An 18,838-nucleotide genomic window follows, 5' to 3' on the forward strand; every position below is an offset into this window, starting at 1 on the left:
GGTGATGAAAATGCAAAACTCTCTTATGAACCATTTTTTATCAATTTTGGGTTTGCGTTTAAATTTGGGCAAAGAAAAACATTGTAATGAGACTAATAACTGTTTTACTCATTGTAGTAGTATCCATTAAAGGGATATCACAAAATAAAATATTATCCATTGAAGCGTCTTCTAAGGAATCACATGCGGCCATCTATTCAAAAGATGATAAGTATGTTTTGGTGGCAGATAAGGGAAATGTAAATGTATATCTGCCTGGAAGTGATAAGTTATACTTAGAAATTGAAACACCTTATTCGCTGATATATGATATCGAATTTGATGAGAAAAATCAGCATGTTTATTTGGCAGGTAGTTATGGGTCCTTTGAGAAGAATCATCCAATTGAGGTTTGGGATTTAAAAACAAAAAGTAAATTATTCTATCTTGAAGGGCATCAAAAGGAATTAAGAGCTATTTCACTCTCTCCAGGTAATCGTTTGCTAGCCAGCGTAGATGTAGATGGAGTACTAAATATATTAGATTTAAAATCCAAGAAGATTGAACACACTATTAATAATAAGAAAGGTTTGCTGGATGTGGAATTTAGTCCTGATGGGAAATATCTAGCCTATTGTGGAGCAAATAAAAAAGTGACTATACTTAATTCATCGAATTATTCCGAGGTGAATAGCTTTAATCAAAAAGACTGGGTGAGGGAGTTGGCTTTTAGCCCTGATGGAAATTTCTTAGCATCTGGAGGGCATGATGGAATCCTTTATATAACGGATTTAAAAAGTCCTTCATTTATAACAAGAGTACTAAATGTTGATGGGTGGATTTATTCAATGGATTTTAGTAAGGACAGTCAATTTTTAGCCGTTGGCACCAGTGAGAAATTAGTTGAGATTTGGAATGTAGAAGAGGAGATTGTGCATACCACTCTAAGCAAAGTGGGGAATGGAACAGTTGTAAGCGTGAATTTTAATGCGAAAGGCGATCAGCTACTGACTTCCAATAATTTGTCGTCATCCGTAGATATTTGGGATGTAACACCATTGAATATTTCTCAAATTTTCAACTTTAAGGATGAGTCAGATAAAACACCTCCTCAAATATTTGTGTCCAAACCGGCTAATATTGTGGATAATAGAGTCAGGTATTCAGGGGATTTAATTCCAATTACTGGTTTGGTAATGGATGAATCAGGTGTTCAGCGTTTGCGTATTAATGGAATAGAAACACCAATGAAGGATAATGGTAATTTTGTAATTAACCTGCCCTTATCTCAAGGAGATAATTATGTGACCATAGAAGTTACCGATATTAATGAGAATATTGCCTTAAAAAAGTTTATTGTAACAAGAAAAGATTTGGTAGGTGGCAACTATAACGCTGCCGAAGCCAAGAATTATCTATTTGCAGTTGGTATTAATGACTATGAATACTGGCCAAAGCTTTTTAATGCAGTTAATGACGCTAATGCTGTAGTAAGTGTTTTAATGGGACAATATGACTTTGATTTTACCGACATAGTAATTATAAAGAATGAGCAAGCAACTAGAAATAATATTTACAAAGGTCTTAGAAGTTTGATTGAGAAGATAACCCCTAAGGATAATCTGATGATTTATTATTCCGGTCATGGCTATTTTGACGAACTATTGAATGAAGGTTATTGGGTGCCCGCTGATGCTAAGCTTAATAGTACAGGTGACTATTTGTCTAATTCGGATATATTAAAAATTATAAAAAATATTGATTCTCAACATACATTTTTGGTGGCAGATGCATGTTTTTCGGGTTCTTTGTTCGGAACTTCGAACCGTGGATATGCTGATAATGTAGAGCAGTATAAATCGCGTTGGGGACTGGCATCAGGAAGATTAGAGGTAGTTTCTGATGGGGCATCAGGATCAAATAGCCCATTTACTAGTACACTTGTCAATTATTTAAAGGAAAATAATAAGGAAAAGTTGCCAGTAAGTCAGATAGTTCAATATGTTAAAATCAATGTGGCTGAAATCTCAGATCAAACTCCAATAGGAAACCCTTTGAAAGGGGCAGGTGATGAAGGAGGAGAATTTATATTCTATAGAAAGAATTAATTAACAAAAAAAGCAGATTCAATTGAATCTGCCTTTTTTGTTTAGATATATTTAAGAAATTATACTGCAAAACTTTCTCCGCAGCCACAAGTTCTGGTAGCATTTGGGTTTATGAATTGAAATCCTTTTCCATTCAATCCGTCAGAAAAGTCTAATGTAGTGCCTAATAAGTAAAGCAAACTCTTCTTGTCTACTAATATCTTAATGCCATTGTCTTCGAAAACTTCGTCCTTTTCTTCAATAGCCGAATCAAACTTTAGGTCATACATTAACCCTGAACATCCACCGCCTTGAACTAAAACTCTTATATTATGATCATCACTCTTTCCTTCCTGAGATCTCAGATTGATGATTCTTTCTTTCGCTTTTTCTGTTACACTAATCATATTTCTTCAAAATTAAGCTACAGGATTTAAAACAACACTGAAAACTGTAATAGTATTACTGTCTCTACCATAATAAAGCTTATCTAAAGCATCATATATACTGCTCGCTCTAAAGTAGGAAGTATGTAATTCCTTAGTCTCTCCATTTGCAATCCATTGAATAGTATAAGGACTTTCTTTTTCCTTATAGTTCTCAACATACACAAGCATTTTTTTCAGCGCATCAATTTTATCAAAACCCAGTTCTGAATGAAATAAAAATGACTGATTATGTCTTGGGTTTATCGTAATAAGATCGAGCTTGGTCTTACCTTCAAACTTGCTGTATTCAAAAATAAGTGCATTGCTACGGAGCCCAAGGTGACTTTTTATCTCCTTTTGAATTCTTGCTGCCTCAACGTGCACATCTGTTACTGCCTCCATTATATATTTCTGGATTAACTTCTGTTAAAATAAATTTAGTTTAAAACTTTCGGCATCACCAAAAAGTTTCAAACTTTAGACAAAGTTACTGATTTGATTGATATAAGTGAATTTAAGGATTTATGTTAAAAGTTGAACACATAGGAATAGCCGTTAAAAACATTAGTGAGTCTAACGAAGTATTTGGTAAACTCTTCAATAGAGCACCTTATAAATTGGAAGAAGTTGTTTCTGAAAATGTAAAAACCTCATTTTTTCAAATGGGGGAGACTAAAATCGAACTGTTAGAAGCCACAAATGAAGAATCCGCCATAGCCAAGTTTATTGATAAGAAAGGTGAAGGCATTCATCATATTGCCTATGAGGTTGCCAACATTCATGAAGAAATGAAAAGACTCGAAGCGGAAGGTTTTCAACTAATAAATAAGGAGCCAAAAAAGGGTGCCGATAACAAATTAGTTTGTTTTCTTCACCCTAAATCCACAAATGGGGTATTAATCGAACTTTGCCAGGAAATTATTTAACGTCTTTTGTTATTAGACTTAGGTAGAGGGGCCCTATCATATTGAATAGAGTTATAGTATTTCATTTTTTTCTTCCCTTTGGCAGTTTTGTACTGAGGTCTAGGGCCGCAGGCTGCAATCAATCCTATGAGCAGACATGCTACTACTATTTGTTCTATAAATCGTTTCATCACAGTTCCTTTTAATATAGAAACGTAAACTTAGATTTTTTGGATTTTAGATACCCTATAGATGTAGTTATGACGTACCTTTGGCAGTTAGATTGCAGTATTTTGCGGTAAATAACTTTCAAAAAACACTAAAATGGCGGAAAAAAGAACAGAATTAAGTGAACTAGGAGAGTTTGGATTGATAGATAGAATCAGTCAAAAGTTCAAGATTGAGGGAAAGAGTTCTGTTAAGGGGATTGGTGATGATGCGGCCGTTATTGATAATGGTGATAGCTATACTTTGATAGCTACTGATATGCTATTGGAGGGCGTTCATTTTGATTTGTCCTATATGCCTTTGGCACATTTAGGTTATAAGGCAGTGGCCGTTAATGTCTCTGATATTGCTGCAATGAATGGCACACCAACTCAGATTACCGTTAATATCGGACTTAGTAATCGTTTTTCGATTGAGGCTGTTGATGCACTTTATGAAGGAATTAGAATGGCTTGTGATAATTACAAAATTGATCTGGTAGGTGGTGATACCACATCTTCAGCCAGTGGGTTGGTAATATCTATAACTGCCATTGGTATTGTTGATAAGACGAAAGTGGCTTACCGTGGTGGAGCAAATTTGAATGATATAGTCTGCGTAACTGGCGATTTGGGTGGTGCATATATGGGTCTTCAGGTGTTGGAACGTGAAAAGCAGGTTTTTATGGCCAATCCGGATATGCAGCCCCAGCTGGAGAAGTATGATTACATTGTGCAGCGTCAGTTGAAGCCAGAGGCGAGAATGGACATGATCCATGAGTTGAAAGAGCTAAATATCCAACCAACGGCAATGATTGATATCTCTGATGGTCTAGGTAGTGAGTTGCTGCATATAGCAAGAGCATCAGAAAAAGGCCTTCAAATTTATGAAGACAAATTACCAGTAGATAAGCAGACCTATGATACGGGTTACGAACTGAAGATAGATTCAACCACAGCTGCTATTAACGGTGGTGAAGATTATGAGCTCCTTTTTACAATCAGTCAAGAAGATTTTGAGAAGGTTAAAAATCATGCCGACATTCACCTGATAGGCTATATCCATGAAGCTTCAAAAGGAACCAAAATGATAACCAAGGGCGAAAATATTGTTGATATTACTGCCCAAGGCTGGAATCATTATAAGAATTAATCTTCAGGGTAGGGGATGAATACAAAATTGGTGAATTCATTGTCTATAACGAAAAGACAGCAGAACTCGTCAGGATCTTTATAGTTGGCTTTAAAATCTTCCACCTTTTCTTCTCCGATGATTTCTCTTTGAGTGAACTCGTCTAGAAACGAAGCGTTATAGTTCCAATTGGTGGCTAGATCTTCTTTGGCTATTAATAACTGACCAATCGGTAATTCAAACTTTGAGATAGGAAATATAGGGTGATCGGAAAACTTTCTTTTCCTTATCTGGTAAGATGCTTCTTTCAAAGTGTCAGATACCACCACAAAATCCTGTGTTATTGAGCCTAAATATTTGCCGTTTAATTCCGGATCGTTATTCATTGTAATCTTCAGATTTATTCCATTGCAAACTTAAGTATTATCTTAATTAGCATTGAGCCATTGGGCTACAAAGCTTTGAAGATCTACAAAAAAGTCTTTGAACTCTTCCTCAAACTCATCATAATGTGCTCTTAGGTCAACTACAGCTTCATCCATTTTAGAATCAAACTTTGTCCTTCTGGACATGCCTCCTAAAGCCCGATTAATGCCTTCTACCTTAGAATAATTATACAGCCAGTTGTTTTCCATCATGTACGGGAGCATGTATTTTGCTCCTTTGGGTAAAATGTTATTGTAGCTATTAATCGAAGTATAAAACTGGGATGTAAAAGTTAACAAATCTGTTTTATGATAATCAGACCAGTTTTTGGCCAAAAAGTGGTCATAATAGATATCTACAATTACGCCAGAATAGTGGCGGTATTTCTCTCTGAGCTTATCCTTGCTTTTGGAGACCACAGCGTGCTGATCAGTATATTCGTCAATTGCCCTATGTAAATTAACACCTCTGGTAATTTCACTTTCAAAGTCATTAAGTTGATTTCCTTTTACAAAGTCGCCAATAAAATTCCCTACCATTAGAGGTTCATTACTTCCGGATAGGTAGATGTGAGCAAGGAAATTCATTTTAACAATGGTTTGATTTAAAACTAAGGTTTTATTTCTAAGGATTTATTAAATTGCTTAACGTTTATGTTTTCCAAAAGTCATTAGGTATGAAGGATAATCCACATCTCAATATTTTAGTAATGATGGCAAAGATTGATGGTGAGACTGATCATGCCGAGTTAGAATTAATAAGACAAATAGGTACTTCTAGTAATGTTTCATCAGAGGACATTGAAGAGATAATAGAAACAACAAAAACTGACCATAATATACCTTCATTAAGTAACCTTACCAAAGAACAGAAGATTGAGCTTATGACTAACCTTGTTCTGGTTATGAAAATAGATGGACGAATAGCGAAAGAAGAAATGAAGTTCTGTTTTCAAGTTATTAAAAAGATGGGCTACAACGAGGAGGCATTGTTTGATTTGGTTTCTACTACCTATCTTGACCCAAAGCAAGCCATAAACAAGGAAGAAATAAAACAGAGAGCTGAGCAATACCTTAATTAAAAAATTGACACCCTACGAACAGGCACTTTCTGATTATTTCGAAACAGAAGTTTCAGCAGATTTAATACTTCATAATAGCTACGGTGAACCGGAACTTATGCCTGTTGAAGTATTCTATCGATCAGAGGAGGATTTTACTGATTTAGATAACATTGCTTTGAGCTTTTGTCAAGGTCGCACGCTGGACATTGGCGCAGGTACCGGTGTACATAGCGCAGCCCTTCAGGCTATGGGCATTGATGTTACGGCTCTTGAAATTTCAAAATTTGCCTGCTCTGCAATGAAGAGTATAGGCATTAAAAATGTAATCAATAAAAACCTTTTTGATCTTAAGGGCGAAAAATTTGATACACTGCTATTATTAATGAATGGCTTTGGTTTGTGCGGTAAAGTATCAGAGGCCCCACGTTTTTTTAAAAAACTCAGATCGCTGCTTAGCCCAGGTGGAGTAGCTATAGTTGACTCGAGTGATGTGTCATATATGTATGACGAAATTCCTAAAGAGCCCTATTATGGCGAAGTGGAGTTTTGTTATGAGTATAAACACATTGTTGGAGAGTGGTTCAATTGGTTGTATATTGATTCAGACTTTTTAATCCAATTAAGTAATGACAATGAATGGCATTGTCAGATAGTTCATAAAGAAGATAATGACCAATATTTAGCAATACTAACACCCTATAACTATGATTAGAAAAATTACTCTTTTAGCCTTTATTTTAATCTCTGTTCAGGCCTTTGGGCAGAATACCTTAATCTACTGCGGTCAGCTGATCGATGGTATAAGTGACAAGCCACAAAAGGAAATGACCATCATCGTAAAGGATGACAGGATTGTAGATGTTAAAAAGGGCTACGAAACTGCCGGGCCGTCTGACACTGTTATTGACCTTAAATCAAAAACCGTAATGCCCGGTTTAATGGACATGCACATTCACATTGAAGGTCAGTCAAGCCCGATGAGCTACCTTAATGAATTCACCAAAAACAAAAGTGATATTGCTTATGATGCCGCTGTTTATGCCAAGACCACGCTAATGGCTGGGTTTACTACAGTTAGAGACCTTGGTGGTAGTGGAGTAAACATTTCTTTAAGAAAGGCGATTGATGCAGGTAAAGTTGATGGTCCTAGAATATATACTGCTGGTAAAAGCATTGGAACAACTGGAGGACATGCAGACCCAACAAATGGTTATAGAGAAGATTTGATGGGTGATCCGGGACCAAAAGACGGTGTAATAAATGGACCATATGAAGCTAGAAAGGCAGTAAGACAGCGTTACAAAGAAGGTTCTGACGTTATTAAGATTACTTCAACAGGAGGAGTTTTGAGTGTTGCAAAAGATGGATCAGGCCCGCAGTTCACAATGGATGAGTTGAAAGCTATTGTAGAAACAGCCAATGATTATGGTATGGTTACAGCTGCTCACGCTCATGGCCCGGAAGGAATGAAAAGGGCAGTAGAGGCAGGTATTAGCTCTATTGAGCACGGCACCTTGATGACACCTGAGATAATGGAGCTGATGAAGAAAAAGGGGACTTACTATGTGCCAACTATCACAGCAGGAAAGTCAGTTGAAGAAAGGGCAAAGATTCCCGGATACTTTCCTGCTATTATTGTTCCTAAGGCCTTAGCCATTGGCCCTAAAATTCAAAACACTTTTGCCGAAGCTTATAAAGCAGGTGTTAAAATTGCTTTTGGAACGGATGCCGCAGTTTTTGATCACGGCCAGAATGGGAAAGAATTTGGCTATATGGTAGAAGCAGGCATGCCGGCAATGGAAGCAATTAAATCTGCCACGATGGGAGCAGCCTCACTTTTGAGAATTACCGACAAGCTAGGTTCTGTTGAAAAAGGAAAACTTGCAGACATAGTAGCAGTTGATGAGGACCCATTAAAAAATATTAAGACCATGGAAAACGTCACTTTCGTGATGAAAGGCGGTAAGGTCTATAAAAACTAATTGTCGTTCAAAAAATTTTGCTGCTTGTATTTATAACTCAAGTAGGATAATACATTACCAAATTGATCAAGTGCCGGTTGTACATCATCCGGCACTTTTTTTCCGTTTATTCTAGCCAGTAACAGACCGTAAACGCCATTAATACAGATTTGAATCTCATCATTTATTTTCCCTTCTGACATAGCAATGAATTCCTGAATGGATGGAGATGCTTTTGAGTAAATTTTCTTAAACTCTTCATCCGAGCTGAGAAGTTCATTCTTAAGGGAATTTAAGTTTTCTACAATTTTCTGTGTTTCTGAAAGATGCCCTGATTTCTCAATACCTTCGTTCTTCATTTGATCCAGAATTGTCTGATACCATGCAATTAATTCCTCTTTGGAGGCATCACCTTCAGGAATATGTTTTATCACATACTGGCTGATATTTTCTATATCCATATCAAAAACCCTGATAAGGTCTTCTGTTTGATACATATGGATGATATACTCAACAATATTATTTTGTTTTTTATGTTCTGCGATGCTCATACTAAGGCTAAAAATATATGTTTAACGACTGTATTCTTTAAGAATCAATAATTCTCTACTTTTGCACTTCATTTTTCGAAGATAAGGGAATAGGTTTAGATGAAAAACATTAGAAATTTTTGCATTATCGCTCACATTGATCACGGCAAGAGTACCTTGGCTGATAGATTGCTGCAGGCCACTGATACTGTTAGCGCCCGCGATATGCAGGAGCAGCTGTTGGATAACATGGATCTCGAAAGAGAGCGAGGTATTACCATTAAGAGTCATGCCATCCAAATGGATTACAAACTTAATGGTGAGGAATATATTCTAAACCTAATTGACACCCCGGGACACGTTGACTTTTCATATGAAGTTTCACGCTCAATTGCAGCTTGTGAAGGAGCATTGTTAATTGTTGATGCTGCTCAGGGTATAGAAGCTCAAACTATCTCTAATCTTTATTTGGCATTAGAGCATGATCTGGAGATTATTCCAGTTTTAAATAAAATTGACTTACCAAGTGCTATGCCTGAAGAGGTTACAGACCAAATTGTTGAATTAATTGGTTGTGATCCTTCTGATGTTATACATGCAAGTGCAAAAGAGGGCATTGGTATAAATGAAATTCTAGAAGCTATAGTTAGCAGAGTGCCTGCACCCAAGGGCGAAGTAGATGCGCCACTTCAGGCTATGATATTTGATTCCGTATTTAATCCATTCAGAGGAATTGAAGTGTATTTTAGAGTATTTAATGGTACGCTAAATAAAGGAGATAAAGTTAAGTTCGTTAACACTAACAAAACTTATGATGCTGATGAAATTGGCGTTCTCAAACTGAAGCAGTTGCCTAAGAACTCTATCAGCGCAGGAAATGTAGGTTATATTATTTCTGGTATTAAAGTCGCAAAGGAAGTTAAAGTAGGAGATACTATTACCCACGTTGACAGACCTTGTCCTGCAGTTAAAGGATTTGAAAATGTTAAGCCTATGGTTTTTGCCGGTATTTATCCGGTAGAAACTAGTGAATATGAAGAACTAAGGACAGCCATGGAAAAGCTGCAGCTTAATGATGCTGCATTAATTTGGGAGCCAGAAACTTCAGCGGCTTTGGGTTTTGGATTTAGATGTGGTTTCTTAGGAATGCTTCATATGGAGATTGTTCAGGAAAGGTTGGAGCGGGAGTTCGACATGACTGTAATTACTACGGTTCCTTCAGTGCAATTTCATGCGGTTAAAACAGATGGTACTTCAAGAGATATTAATGCACCTTCTGAAATGCCTGAGCCAAATACTATTTCTCATATAGAAGAACCTTTTATACGAGCTCAGATTATCAGTAAATCTGATTACATAGGCAATATCATTAGTCTATGTATGGATAAAAGAGGGGTTATTAAAAATCAGGTTTATTTAACTTCAGATCGAGTTGAGCTAACATTCGAATTGCCTTTATCTGAAATAGTATTTGATTTCTTTGATAAGCTAAAAACGCTTTCAAGAGGGTATGCTTCTTTAGATTATGAACTGATAGGTTTTAGACAATCTACCATGGTGAAGCTGGATATTATGCTTAATGGTGAAAAGGTAGATGCACTTTCTGCTATTGTACACAGAGATAAGGCCTATGAGTGGGGCAAGCGATTGTGCGAAAAACTAAGAGAGTTAATACCTAGACAAATGTTTGAAATTGCCATTCAGGCATCCATTGGCACTAAAATTATTGCGAGAGAGTCTGTAAAGGCAATGAGGAAGAATGTTTTGGCTAAGTGTTATGGTGGTGATATTTCAAGGAAAAGAAAACTTCTTGAGAAACAGAAAAAAGGTAAAAAGAGAATGCGTCAGGTGGGCAATGTAGAGATACCTCAGGAAGCATTCATGGCAGTGTTAAAATTAGATTGATATAAGATGGCAGCTACAATATTGGACGGTCGCAAGATAGCCGATGAAATAAAGAATGAAATAGCAGTTGAAGTAGCTGCCTTGAAAGATGCAGGGAAGAGAGCGCCTCATTTGGCAGCTATATTAGTAGGGGATGACGGAGCGAGTCATACCTATGTAAACAATAAGATCAAATCTTGTAAAAAGGTAGGGTTTGAATATACTCTTTTAAATTTCCCTGAAACTATCTCGGAGGCCAAGTTGATGACAGAGATTGATCGGATCAATGCCGATGATGATATTGACGGTGTAATTGTTCAACTCCCATTACCAGACCATATTTCAGCAGCTAAGGTTACAGACAGGATATTGCCTCATAAAGATGTAGATGGCTTTACTAATGAGAATTATGGACGCATAACTTCCAAGAAGCCTGGGCTCTTGCCGGCAACACCATTCGGCATAGTTGAATTGTTGAAAAGATATAATGTACCTATGGAAGGTAAGCATTGTGTAATGGTAGGTAATAGCAGAACGGTAGGAGCGCCAATGAGCTCAATTATGTCTTATCATGAAAATGCTACAGTTACTGTTTGTCACATTTACACAGAAGATCTTGCTAAACACACCAAACAAGCAGATATTTTAATCGTTGCCACAGGCAAACCAGCATTAATCAAAGGAGATATGGTAAAAGACGGTGTGGCAGTTGTCGATGTTGGCATTACAAGACTTCCAAGTAATAACGAACGTGGTTACACCCTTAGCGGTGATGTTGATTTTGAGGAAGTTTCAAAAAAGGCTTCTTTTATCACTCCGGTACCAGGTGGGGTAGGACCAATGACAATTGCCTCATTACTGCTCAATACTTTGAAGGCCGCAACTACAGCTAGTACCATTACTACTAAAATTTAATACTGGTTATTCTCGTTATAGATTCATAGTTTAGAATACTATGAGGCTAATCATATTTACTTTTTCTTTAGTTGTCTTCACAATTGTCAATGCCTTTCAGGTTGAGGCTCAATTAAGCACAAAATCAAAAAAGGCTGCTGAGCTTTATACCGAAGCAGATAATTTCAGGGTACGTGGGCAGTATACTCAAGCCATTGACCTTTTAGAACAGGCTATTTCTAAGGATAAAAAGTTTTATGAAGCCTATTTCAGGTTAGGTGTCATATATAAGGCAAAGGGAGAGATTGACTTAGCGGAGAAACTCTTGCTTCAAGTTATAGAGTTAAACCCAGGCAATAATGGACCTTCTTTTTTTGAACTTGGAGAACTTTACCTAAAAAAGAATAACTATGAGGCCAGTATAATCTATATAAATAAATATCTGGCTTATAATCCAAGAAACAGACAGAGAGTTGCTGAAGCGGAAAGGATTCTGACCAATGCACAATTTGCAATTGACAATGCTGAAGAGATGGCTGAGTTTGATCCACATCCGCTAAGCGATACTGTTAATGCCTTTCCAATGCAGTACTTTCCCATATTATCAGTAGATCAAAACTCTTTAATTTTTACAAGGAGATTAGGTACATCAATGCAGTATGATGAAGATTTGGTAGTTTCTATAAAGGACAAGGACGGTGAATGGCAACTGCCAGTATCTATTTCTGAGAATATTAATTCTGAATTTAATGAAGGTACCTGCACTTTGTCGGCAGATGGTAGGACTTTAATATTTACGTCATGCTATGGCAGACAAGGATATGGTAGTTGTGACCTATATATAAGTGAGAAAACAGGAGAAGAATGGTCTGAACCAAAAAACCTTGGCCCAGTTATTAATTCTTCGGCTTGGGACTCTCAACCTAGTTTGTCAGCTGACGGCCGGAGGTTATTCTTCATTTCAAACAGATCAGGAGGAGTGGGGAGCAGAGACATTTGGCTGGCATCTAAAAATGAAAACAATGAATGGGAGAAGCCAGTAAATTTAGGAAGAGGTATTAATACAGTTAATGATGAAGTATCTCCATTTATTCACCCTAATAATAAAACACTTTATTATGCCACCAACGGACTTCCGGGTTTTGGAGGATTTGATATTTATTACTCAAATGAATTAGATGATAAATGGGAGAAACCAGAGAACCTTGGCCCTCCTATTAATAATGGTGAAGATCAGGTTTCGTTATTCATTACATCAGATGGTAACAGAGGGTATTATTCTAATGAGGATAATAAGTCAAAGGATAGGAAAGGTATTATATATGAGTTTGATGTTCCTAAATCTAAAAGAGTAGAGTATAGAACATCATTTGTTACAGGAATAATTAAAGACTCTCTAACTCAACAACCATTAAAAGCAAAAATAGAATTGTATGACCTAGATTTAGACAGGAGAGTGTCACTGGTAAATTCAGATTCAATTAATGGTAAGTATCTAATGGTATTGACAGAGGGTTCTCAATACGCATTATATGTAGAACGTCAGGGATATTTATTTCAAAGCAATACTTTCAACTATCAAAAGGGGGATAGCTCTAAATCTATTCAAAGAGACTTTCTTCTTTCACCTATTAAAGAAGGAGCCAAGACCGTTCTCAATAACATCTTCTTTGAAACAGATAAATATGAATTGACAGATAAGTCAAAGACTGAACTAAAGAAAGTAGTAGACTTTATGAATGGCAACCCTTCAATCAAAATTCAAATTGAGGGTCATACTGATAATGTAGGGGATAGCAATTATAACTTGGAGCTTTCAAAAAAGCGAGCAATCAGTGTTCAAACATTCATTGTTAATCAAGGAATAGTTCAAAAAAGAATTTCGTATCAAGGCTTCGGCTCGAAAATACCCAAAGTTCCTAATGATTCAGATCAAAATCGTCAACTTAACAGAAGAATAGAATTTAAAATAGTCGGATTGAGATAATTTTAATACTATCCCCCAAATTGGAGTATTGATTGTTTATTCGTTAGATAATTAATAGTCTTACCCCCGTCAAATAGGTTACTTTTTTCAAAACAATTCATTTGTATTTCATGTTTTTGTCCTAAGTTTAAGGCAAACTATTTTTAATTTTTAACCTAAACAATACAATATGAAGAAGTTTTTACTGCTTAGTTTCATGTTGATGTTCGCATTCACAGTTAGTGAATCGTGGGCTCAAGAACGCACCGTTTCAGGTAAGGTGACATCTATTGAAGATGGATCAACTTTACCAGGTGTAAACGTTGTACTTAAGGGTACAACTACAGGTACAGTTACCGATATTGATGGTAACTTTCAATTATCAATTCCTTCTGAAGGAGGAATTTTGGTATTTTCTTTCATAGGCTTAGCCACAGAGGAGATTTCTGCAGGCTCAAGATCAGTGATTGATGTACAGATGTCTCCAGATGTCAAGCAATTATCTGAAGTTGTTGTTACAGCTTTGGGTATTGAAAGAGAATCTAGAGCCATTGGTTATGGTATTGACGTAGTAGATGCAGAGGAGCTTACCAAAGCAAGAGAAACAAACATTGTTAATTCTCTTCAAGGTAAAGTTACAGGTGTTACTATAAGTAATACTGGTGGTAACCTAGGGGCATCTTCTAAAATTATTGTTAGAGGTGTAACTTCATTAAGTGGCCGTAATAATCCAATTTGGATTGTGGATGGTATCTTTATTAATGATGCTCAAACGAATACAACTTCCAGAATTTCTGGAAACAGAGACTTTTCTAACGGTGCTGCCATAGTTAATCCAGATGATATTGCAACTATCAGTGTATTGAAAGGTGCTGCTGCTACTGCACTTTATGGGTCTCGTGCTGCGGCAGGAGCGATCGTGGTTACTACCAAAAGAGGTAAAGCTAGTAAAGGTGGCGGAGCTACTGTGGTCGTAAATAGTACAGTAAGGATGGATGATCTTTTCAAGATTCCAGATTATCAGCAAGGTTATGCCATGGGTAGTGGAGCGAAATATGATTCATCATCACTTGGTTTTGACTGGGGTCCAAAAATTGTTGGGCAGAATGTGGATGCTCTCCCAATTACAGGTCAACCAGGAGCGTTAACTGCTCAGGATGATAATAGTATTAGAGACTTCTTCAGAACAGGAGTTTCATACATTAATAACGTATCTATTGGTGATGCAGATGAGCGCATGGATTACAGATTGAGCTTAACTTCATTGAACCAAACTGGTATTCTTCCAAACGCTGAATTAGATAGATTGAATATAGGTCTTAATGCGGGTGTTAAGCATAACGATAAATTAAAGACGAGGTTTGGTGTTCAATATGCAAGAACTACTTCTCAAGGTACAGGTGTAACTGGAGCTAATGATCCTAATATTATTGGTTTGGGTTCATTTAGTAGTACTGCTAATTATAACAATTTCAAACCTTGGATTGACGAAAGTGGAAACCAGATTAATCAATTGACTCCAACGTCAAATAACCCATTCTGGATTCAGAATGAGAATAAAAATGAAAGACAAGACGATCGTTTCATTGGTAACTTTGAAATGGTTTATTCTCCATTGGAAAAATTGGACTTGATTGCAAGAGTAGGGTATGACTTTGAGGTAGATGATCGTTTAATTTCAAACAGAAAAGGAACAGCTCAAAGGGTAGATGGAACCTATATCATTGATAAAATCCAAAGAAATGAATTGACTACTGATATGATTGCCAACTATCAAACTGATCTATCAAGTGATTTTAGTTTGAATGTTTTAGGTGGTTTTCAGTTTAATAGAAGAATTTTTGAAAGAGAGTCTATCAATGGTACATCATTGTTGATTCCAGAATTATTTGCTCCAGGTAATACTGAGCAGGTTGTTGCTTCAAGAGGTTTTTCTGAACAGAAACTTTTTGGATTATACGGACAAGCAGAACTTGGTTACAAGAACTGGGCAACTTTAACGGTAACAGCCAGAAATGACTGGAGTTCTACCTTACCATTAGATAATAATTCATTTTTCTATCCATCTATCAGTGGAGCATTTGTGTTTACGGATGCATTTAATATAGCTAATAATGTATTGTCTTTTGGTAAATTGAGAGCCAGTTATGCTCAGGTAGGTAATGATACTAATCCTTACCAATTGAACTTTAACTTCAATCCAATTTCTACAGCAACAGGACAATATAGTCTAAATGCCAATTTCCCATTCGATGGTAGGTTAGCATTTGCAAAGGATAATACTATCCCTCCTGCTGCTTTGCAGCCAGAACAACAAACCAGTTATGAGTTTGGTACAGAGCTTCAGTTTTTTGATGGAAAAGTTGGTTTAGATGTGTCCTACTTTAAGTCACAGAATAAGAACCAGATTCTGGCATTGCCTATTCCAGAGTCAACAGGATTTGCAGCTAGATTGACGAATGTTGGACAGGTAGATACAGAAGGTATAGAGATATCACTTTCTGCAACACCACTTGAAATCGGAGATTTTACCTGGAATACTATTGTTAATTTCACCCATACAGAGTCAACTGTTGTTGAGTTAGCTGATGACTTAGAAAGAACGCTAATTGCAAGTGCATTTAATAGTGTACAAGTAGTAGCTGTTCCTGGAAAGGAATTTCAATTATATGCAATTCCATTTGCTAGAGACTCGGCTTCAGGCCGACCATTGATTGACCCTAACACAGGTAGAAGAATAGCTGGTGAGGCTAAAACATTTGGTAGTGTTCTTCCAGATTTTACAATGGGTTTTGTGAATAATTTCTCATACAAAGGAATTACTTTATCAGCAACTGTAGACTGGAGATCAGGTGGAATCATGAAATCTTCAACTGTTGAAGGACTTCAAACAGGTGGTCTTACAGAAGAAACACTTCAAAATAGAGAAGGTACATTTATCGATGCCACTGGTGTGATTGCTAACCCTGATGGAACAATAAGAGAAAATGATGTGCCATTGAGAAATGCTCAGGATTTCTGGACTTCTATAAATGATAATAGCGTTGCAGAGCCGTTTATTTACGATGCGTCTTTTGTTAAACTTAGAGAGATCAGCATTTCTTATTCCTTCCCAACTGCAATGTTATCTAATTCCTTTATTAATGGATTGCAGGTAGGAGTTGAAGGAAGAAACTTAGCTTTACTTTATTCTAAAGTTCCTCATATCGATCCTGAGTCTAATCTATTTGGTTCTGGTGCTGACGGGTTTGGAGTGGAAAGAGCAAGTGTTCCTTCTACCAGAAGCCTTGGGTTCAATGTTAGATTAACTTTTTAATCCAAAAAATTGAGTAAAATGAAAAAACTATATATAATAATGATGATAGGTGTTATGACCATTTTTGGTACAACATCTTGTGATGAGTCATTGGACATTAATACAAACCCATTAGTGGCATCAAGTGCAGATCCAAACGCGATCCTACCTTATGTATTGGTTCAATATTCAAATAGAAAAGCGACCGAACTGGGAACAAGAATATTAGATGTTCCTCAACACGTATCTGCTTGTTTCAATAGTCCAAGAAACGGTGCTACTACAAGTTTCTTGACGGGTAACACATGGTTTATGATGTACAATCAAGTGCTTGGTAACTTGCAATTGGTTGAACTCGATGCTAAAGAGGCAGGTGCACCTTCTAATAATGTGGCAGCAATAGCCGTTATTTTAAAAGCTATGACATTCTACGAATTGTCTAGTATTTGGGGAGATGTTCCTTTTTCTCAAGCAATCAATGGACAGGAATTTCCTTTACCAACATTTGACTCCCAAGAGAATGTTTTCAGAGGAGTTGTTGATTTACTTGATGAAGCTATGACTTTGATTGATGGTATGCCTGCTACAGGTGTGTTTGATGTGTCAGTCGGTGACTTGATCTATGAAGGAGACATGGACAATTGGAGAAGGTTTGCTAACTCATTGAAACTTCGTGTTTTAATGTTGTTAAGAAACAAAGTAAATGTTGATGCTCAGATCACAACTGCATTATCTCAGCCATTAATTGAAGATAACAGTCAGGCGGCAATGTTGAAATATGTTGGAGGTCCAGGGCAGTCACATGCTTACAACCAATTAGTAGAAGCATTCTTTGGCATATCAAACGAAGCACAAGAGGTTTACGGTGTTGGAGAACCTTTATATGATGCATTGGTAAACAATAGTGATCCAAGAGAAGGCTTATTTATTGCAGATCCAGATAATGGAGGAGCGCCAGACAACGGTACTTTCCCTGCAGGTGAGGCTGTAATTGCTGATAATATCATTAGAGATAATTATCCAGATGTTTGGTTTTTGCCATCAGAGGTTAGTTTATATCGAGCAGAGTTAGCATTATTAAATGTTAGTTCTGATGATGCTCAGACGTACTATAATCAAGGAGTTACCCAAGCGTTGCAATTCTGGGGACAGGATATACCTGGTGTTGTGAATACCTTGTCTAGTAGTGAGATTTCTACCTATGTTTCATCTCTGGCAGCTCCTACGTTAGCTGATGTTCATGAGCAATTGTATTTGGAGTCTTTCTTGCGCCCTGTAGTGGCATGGAATACTGTTAGAAGAACAGGAGTTCCAGCGTTAACGCCTCCTCCTTCTGCTAACATTAGCACAATATTGAAGAGGTTTAATTATCCACCAGATGAGATTGGTTCTAATCCTAATACACCAACAAACTTACCAACTGATTCACCAATGTGGTTTGAAAAATAAAATATGAAGACTATGAAAAGATTATTAATATTATTGATTAGTGCAGGCATATTTTCTTCATGCGAAGACTATGATATTGCTGATCAGGGATTTGATTTGACAGAGCTACCAGGTTATGTAGCTTTTGATGCTCCAGGAACGAATGTTGATGAGGCTGTTGAAGATACAGACGAAGATGCAGGAAGTGTAGAGTTTGTAATAGAGACTCCTACAGGTAGCCTTACTGATGTTACCATCCAATATGTTTTTGGAGGGGATGCAGTATTTGGCACAGATTTTACTGTGGATGGAGCTACGGCTTCAGGTGGCAGTATAGTTTTGGCGGTTGATCCTGAAGATTTCATCAATCTTGATAATGTAACAATGACTATTGACTTGTTAACTGATGGAGTTGCTGATGGAGATAAAGTACTAACTGTTGAATTGGTTAGTGCTGTTAATGCTGGTGGAGAAACTTTGGCGGTAGGTCGCGGAGGCACTGGCTTCTTAAAGACAGCAACTGTTAATATCGCTGATGTAGATTAATTTGTGCGATACAAGTAACTGTTTTTGTAACTTTTCTAATGGGAGATAAACTTAAGCTCCACTAGCAGTTGCAAAAGCAAATGAATAAAAAAAAGGCCTCTAATTAGA

The 18,838-nt window shown here is 36.9% G+C and carries 18 protein-coding genes; 12 read left to right on the forward strand and 6 right to left on the reverse strand.

Translation table 11 applies throughout. From position 1 onward, the window contains the following. Positions 1-86: 86 nt before the first annotated feature. Positions 87-2,087 carry a caspase family protein gene (locus E1140_RS19145; protein WP_155187962.1) on the forward strand — a complete coding sequence of 667 codons (2,001 nt, stop codon included), beginning with the start codon at positions 87-89 and terminating at the stop codon, positions 2,085-2,087. A gap of 59 nt (positions 2,088-2,146) precedes the next feature. On the opposite strand, the gene E1140_RS19150 is transcribed toward E1140_RS19145, so the two are convergent. Continuing rightward, positions 2,147-2,473: a HesB/IscA family protein gene (locus E1140_RS19150; protein ID WP_155187965.1), complete on the reverse strand. Its 327-nt coding sequence runs from the start codon at positions 2,471-2,473 to the stop codon at positions 2,147-2,149. A gap of 12 nt (positions 2,474-2,485) precedes the next feature. Next, the gene (locus tag E1140_RS19155; RefSeq protein WP_155187969.1) at positions 2,486-2,896 is read right to left on the reverse strand and encodes a hypothetical protein; all 411 of its coding nucleotides are present in this window, start codon (positions 2,894-2,896) and stop codon (positions 2,486-2,488) included. Between the two features lie 122 nt (positions 2,897-3,018). Here E1140_RS19155 and mce point away from each other — a divergent pair, with 122 nt between their 5' ends. Then, positions 3,019-3,420, forward strand: a complete 402-nt coding sequence (gene mce / locus E1140_RS19160; protein ID WP_155187972.1) for a methylmalonyl-CoA epimerase — start codon at positions 3,019-3,021, stop codon at positions 3,418-3,420. Here the strand turns inward: mce and E1140_RS19165 are convergent. Next, on the reverse strand, positions 3,417-3,590 hold the full coding sequence (locus tag E1140_RS19165) for a hypothetical protein (protein ID WP_155187975.1): 174 nt from the start codon (positions 3,588-3,590) through the stop codon (positions 3,417-3,419). The two genes, mce and E1140_RS19165, sit on opposite strands and share 4 nt — an antisense overlap. 133 nt (positions 3,591-3,723) lie before the next feature. Here E1140_RS19165 and thiL point away from each other — a divergent pair, with 133 nt between their 5' ends. Continuing rightward, positions 3,724-4,758, forward strand: a complete 1,035-nt coding sequence (thiL, locus tag E1140_RS19170) for a thiamine-phosphate kinase (protein WP_155187979.1) — start codon at positions 3,724-3,726, stop codon at positions 4,756-4,758. On the opposite strand, the gene E1140_RS19175 is transcribed toward thiL, so the two are convergent. Further along, positions 4,755-5,123 carry a hypothetical protein gene (locus tag E1140_RS19175; RefSeq protein ID WP_155187982.1) on the reverse strand — a complete coding sequence of 123 codons (369 nt, stop codon included), beginning with the start codon at positions 5,121-5,123 and terminating at the stop codon, positions 4,755-4,757. The two genes, thiL and E1140_RS19175, sit on opposite strands and share 4 nt — an antisense overlap. A gap of 42 nt (positions 5,124-5,165) precedes the next feature. Beyond that, positions 5,166-5,750, reverse strand: a complete 585-nt coding sequence (locus E1140_RS19180) for an acyl carrier protein phosphodiesterase (RefSeq protein ID WP_155187985.1) — start codon at positions 5,748-5,750, stop codon at positions 5,166-5,168. Between the two features lie 89 nt (positions 5,751-5,839). Here E1140_RS19180 and E1140_RS19185 point away from each other — a divergent pair, with 89 nt between their 5' ends. The 3 genes from E1140_RS19185 to E1140_RS19195 are packed head-to-tail and all read left to right on the forward strand — an operon-like array spanning position 5,840 to position 8,208. Then, positions 5,840-6,244 carry a TerB family tellurite resistance protein gene (locus E1140_RS19185; RefSeq protein ID WP_155187988.1) on the forward strand — a complete coding sequence of 135 codons (405 nt, stop codon included), beginning with the start codon at positions 5,840-5,842 and terminating at the stop codon, positions 6,242-6,244. A 4-nt stretch (positions 6,245-6,248) separates the two neighbouring features. After that, positions 6,249-6,938, forward strand: a complete 690-nt coding sequence (locus tag E1140_RS19190) for a class I SAM-dependent methyltransferase (protein ID WP_155187991.1) — start codon at positions 6,249-6,251, stop codon at positions 6,936-6,938. Continuing rightward, the gene (locus tag E1140_RS19195) at positions 6,934-8,208 is read left to right on the forward strand and encodes an amidohydrolase family protein (RefSeq protein WP_185153686.1); all 1,275 of its coding nucleotides are present in this window, start codon (positions 6,934-6,936) and stop codon (positions 8,206-8,208) included. The genes E1140_RS19190 and E1140_RS19195 overlap by 5 nt, the downstream gene beginning before the upstream one ends. Here the strand turns inward: E1140_RS19195 and E1140_RS19200 are convergent. Then, positions 8,205-8,738, reverse strand: coding sequence for a DUF4924 family protein (locus tag E1140_RS19200; RefSeq protein ID WP_155187997.1), 534 nt, complete (start codon positions 8,736-8,738; stop codon positions 8,205-8,207). The genes E1140_RS19195 and E1140_RS19200 overlap by 4 nt on opposite strands. Before the next feature lie 99 nt (positions 8,739-8,837). On the opposite strand from E1140_RS19200, the gene lepA reads away from it, so the two are divergent. From lepA to E1140_RS19230, 6 genes are all read left to right on the forward strand, one after another. Continuing rightward, the gene (lepA, locus tag E1140_RS19205) at positions 8,838-10,622 is read left to right on the forward strand and encodes a translation elongation factor 4 (protein WP_155188000.1); all 1,785 of its coding nucleotides are present in this window, start codon (positions 8,838-8,840) and stop codon (positions 10,620-10,622) included. Positions 10,623-10,628: 6 nt separating this feature from the next. After that, the gene (locus tag E1140_RS19210) at positions 10,629-11,516 is read left to right on the forward strand and encodes a bifunctional 5,10-methylenetetrahydrofolate dehydrogenase/5,10-methenyltetrahydrofolate cyclohydrolase (protein WP_155188003.1); all 888 of its coding nucleotides are present in this window, start codon (positions 10,629-10,631) and stop codon (positions 11,514-11,516) included. 40 nt (positions 11,517-11,556) lie between these two features. Next, on the forward strand, positions 11,557-13,482 hold the full coding sequence (locus E1140_RS19215) for an OmpA family protein (protein WP_155188006.1): 1,926 nt from the start codon (positions 11,557-11,559) through the stop codon (positions 13,480-13,482). A 169-nt stretch (positions 13,483-13,651) separates the two neighbouring features. Further along, entirely contained in the window at positions 13,652-16,777 is a 3,126-nt protein-coding gene (locus tag E1140_RS19220) for a SusC/RagA family TonB-linked outer membrane protein (protein WP_155188010.1), read from the forward strand. A gap of 18 nt (positions 16,778-16,795) precedes the next feature. After that, positions 16,796-18,205: a SusD/RagB family nutrient-binding outer membrane lipoprotein gene (locus E1140_RS19225; protein WP_155188013.1), complete on the forward strand. Its 1,410-nt coding sequence runs from the start codon at positions 16,796-16,798 to the stop codon at positions 18,203-18,205. A gap of 12 nt (positions 18,206-18,217) precedes the next feature. Beyond that, positions 18,218-18,730: a hypothetical protein gene (locus E1140_RS19230; RefSeq protein ID WP_155188016.1), complete on the forward strand. Its 513-nt coding sequence runs from the start codon at positions 18,218-18,220 to the stop codon at positions 18,728-18,730. Positions 18,731-18,838: the final 108 nt, after the last annotated feature.

Source organism: Fulvivirga lutimaris, assembly GCF_009711525.1.
GTDB lineage: Bacteria > Bacteroidota > Bacteroidia > Cytophagales > Cyclobacteriaceae > Fulvivirga > Fulvivirga lutimaris.

What these genes read in the sequence shown, in the direction of transcription:
- E1140_RS19145 (WP_155187962.1), top strand. Translation starts at nt 87, where the DNA reads ATGAGACTAATAACTGTTTTACTCATTGTAGTAGTATCCATTAAAGGG.
- E1140_RS19150 (WP_155187965.1), bottom strand. Translation starts at nt 2,473, where the DNA reads ATGATTAGTGTAACAGAAAAAGCGAAAGAAAGAATCATCAATCTGAGA.
- E1140_RS19155 (WP_155187969.1), bottom strand. Translation starts at nt 2,896, where the DNA reads ATGGAGGCAGTAACAGATGTGCACGTTGAGGCAGCAAGAATTCAAAAG.
- mce (WP_155187972.1), top strand. Translation starts at nt 3,019, where the DNA reads ATGTTAAAAGTTGAACACATAGGAATAGCCGTTAAAAACATTAGTGAG.
- E1140_RS19165 (WP_155187975.1), bottom strand. Translation starts at nt 3,590, where the DNA reads ATGAAACGATTTATAGAACAAATAGTAGTAGCATGTCTGCTCATAGGA.
- thiL (WP_155187979.1), top strand. Translation starts at nt 3,724, where the DNA reads ATGGCGGAAAAAAGAACAGAATTAAGTGAACTAGGAGAGTTTGGATTG.
- E1140_RS19175 (WP_155187982.1), bottom strand. Translation starts at nt 5,123, where the DNA reads ATGAATAACGATCCGGAATTAAACGGCAAATATTTAGGCTCAATAACA.
- E1140_RS19180 (WP_155187985.1), bottom strand. Translation starts at nt 5,750, where the DNA reads ATGAATTTCCTTGCTCACATCTACCTATCCGGAAGTAATGAACCTCTA.
- E1140_RS19185 (WP_155187988.1), top strand. Translation starts at nt 5,840, where the DNA reads ATGAAGGATAATCCACATCTCAATATTTTAGTAATGATGGCAAAGATT.
- E1140_RS19200 (WP_155187997.1), bottom strand. Translation starts at nt 8,738, where the DNA reads ATGAGCATCGCAGAACATAAAAAACAAAATAATATTGTTGAGTATATC.
- lepA (WP_155188000.1), top strand. Translation starts at nt 8,838, where the DNA reads ATGAAAAACATTAGAAATTTTTGCATTATCGCTCACATTGATCACGGC.
- E1140_RS19210 (WP_155188003.1), top strand. Translation starts at nt 10,629, where the DNA reads ATGGCAGCTACAATATTGGACGGTCGCAAGATAGCCGATGAAATAAAG.
- E1140_RS19215 (WP_155188006.1), top strand. Translation starts at nt 11,557, where the DNA reads ATGAGGCTAATCATATTTACTTTTTCTTTAGTTGTCTTCACAATTGTC.
- E1140_RS19220 (WP_155188010.1), top strand. Translation starts at nt 13,652, where the DNA reads ATGAAGAAGTTTTTACTGCTTAGTTTCATGTTGATGTTCGCATTCACA.
- E1140_RS19225 (WP_155188013.1), top strand. Translation starts at nt 16,796, where the DNA reads ATGAAAAAACTATATATAATAATGATGATAGGTGTTATGACCATTTTT.
- E1140_RS19230 (WP_155188016.1), top strand. Translation starts at nt 18,218, where the DNA reads ATGAAAAGATTATTAATATTATTGATTAGTGCAGGCATATTTTCTTCA.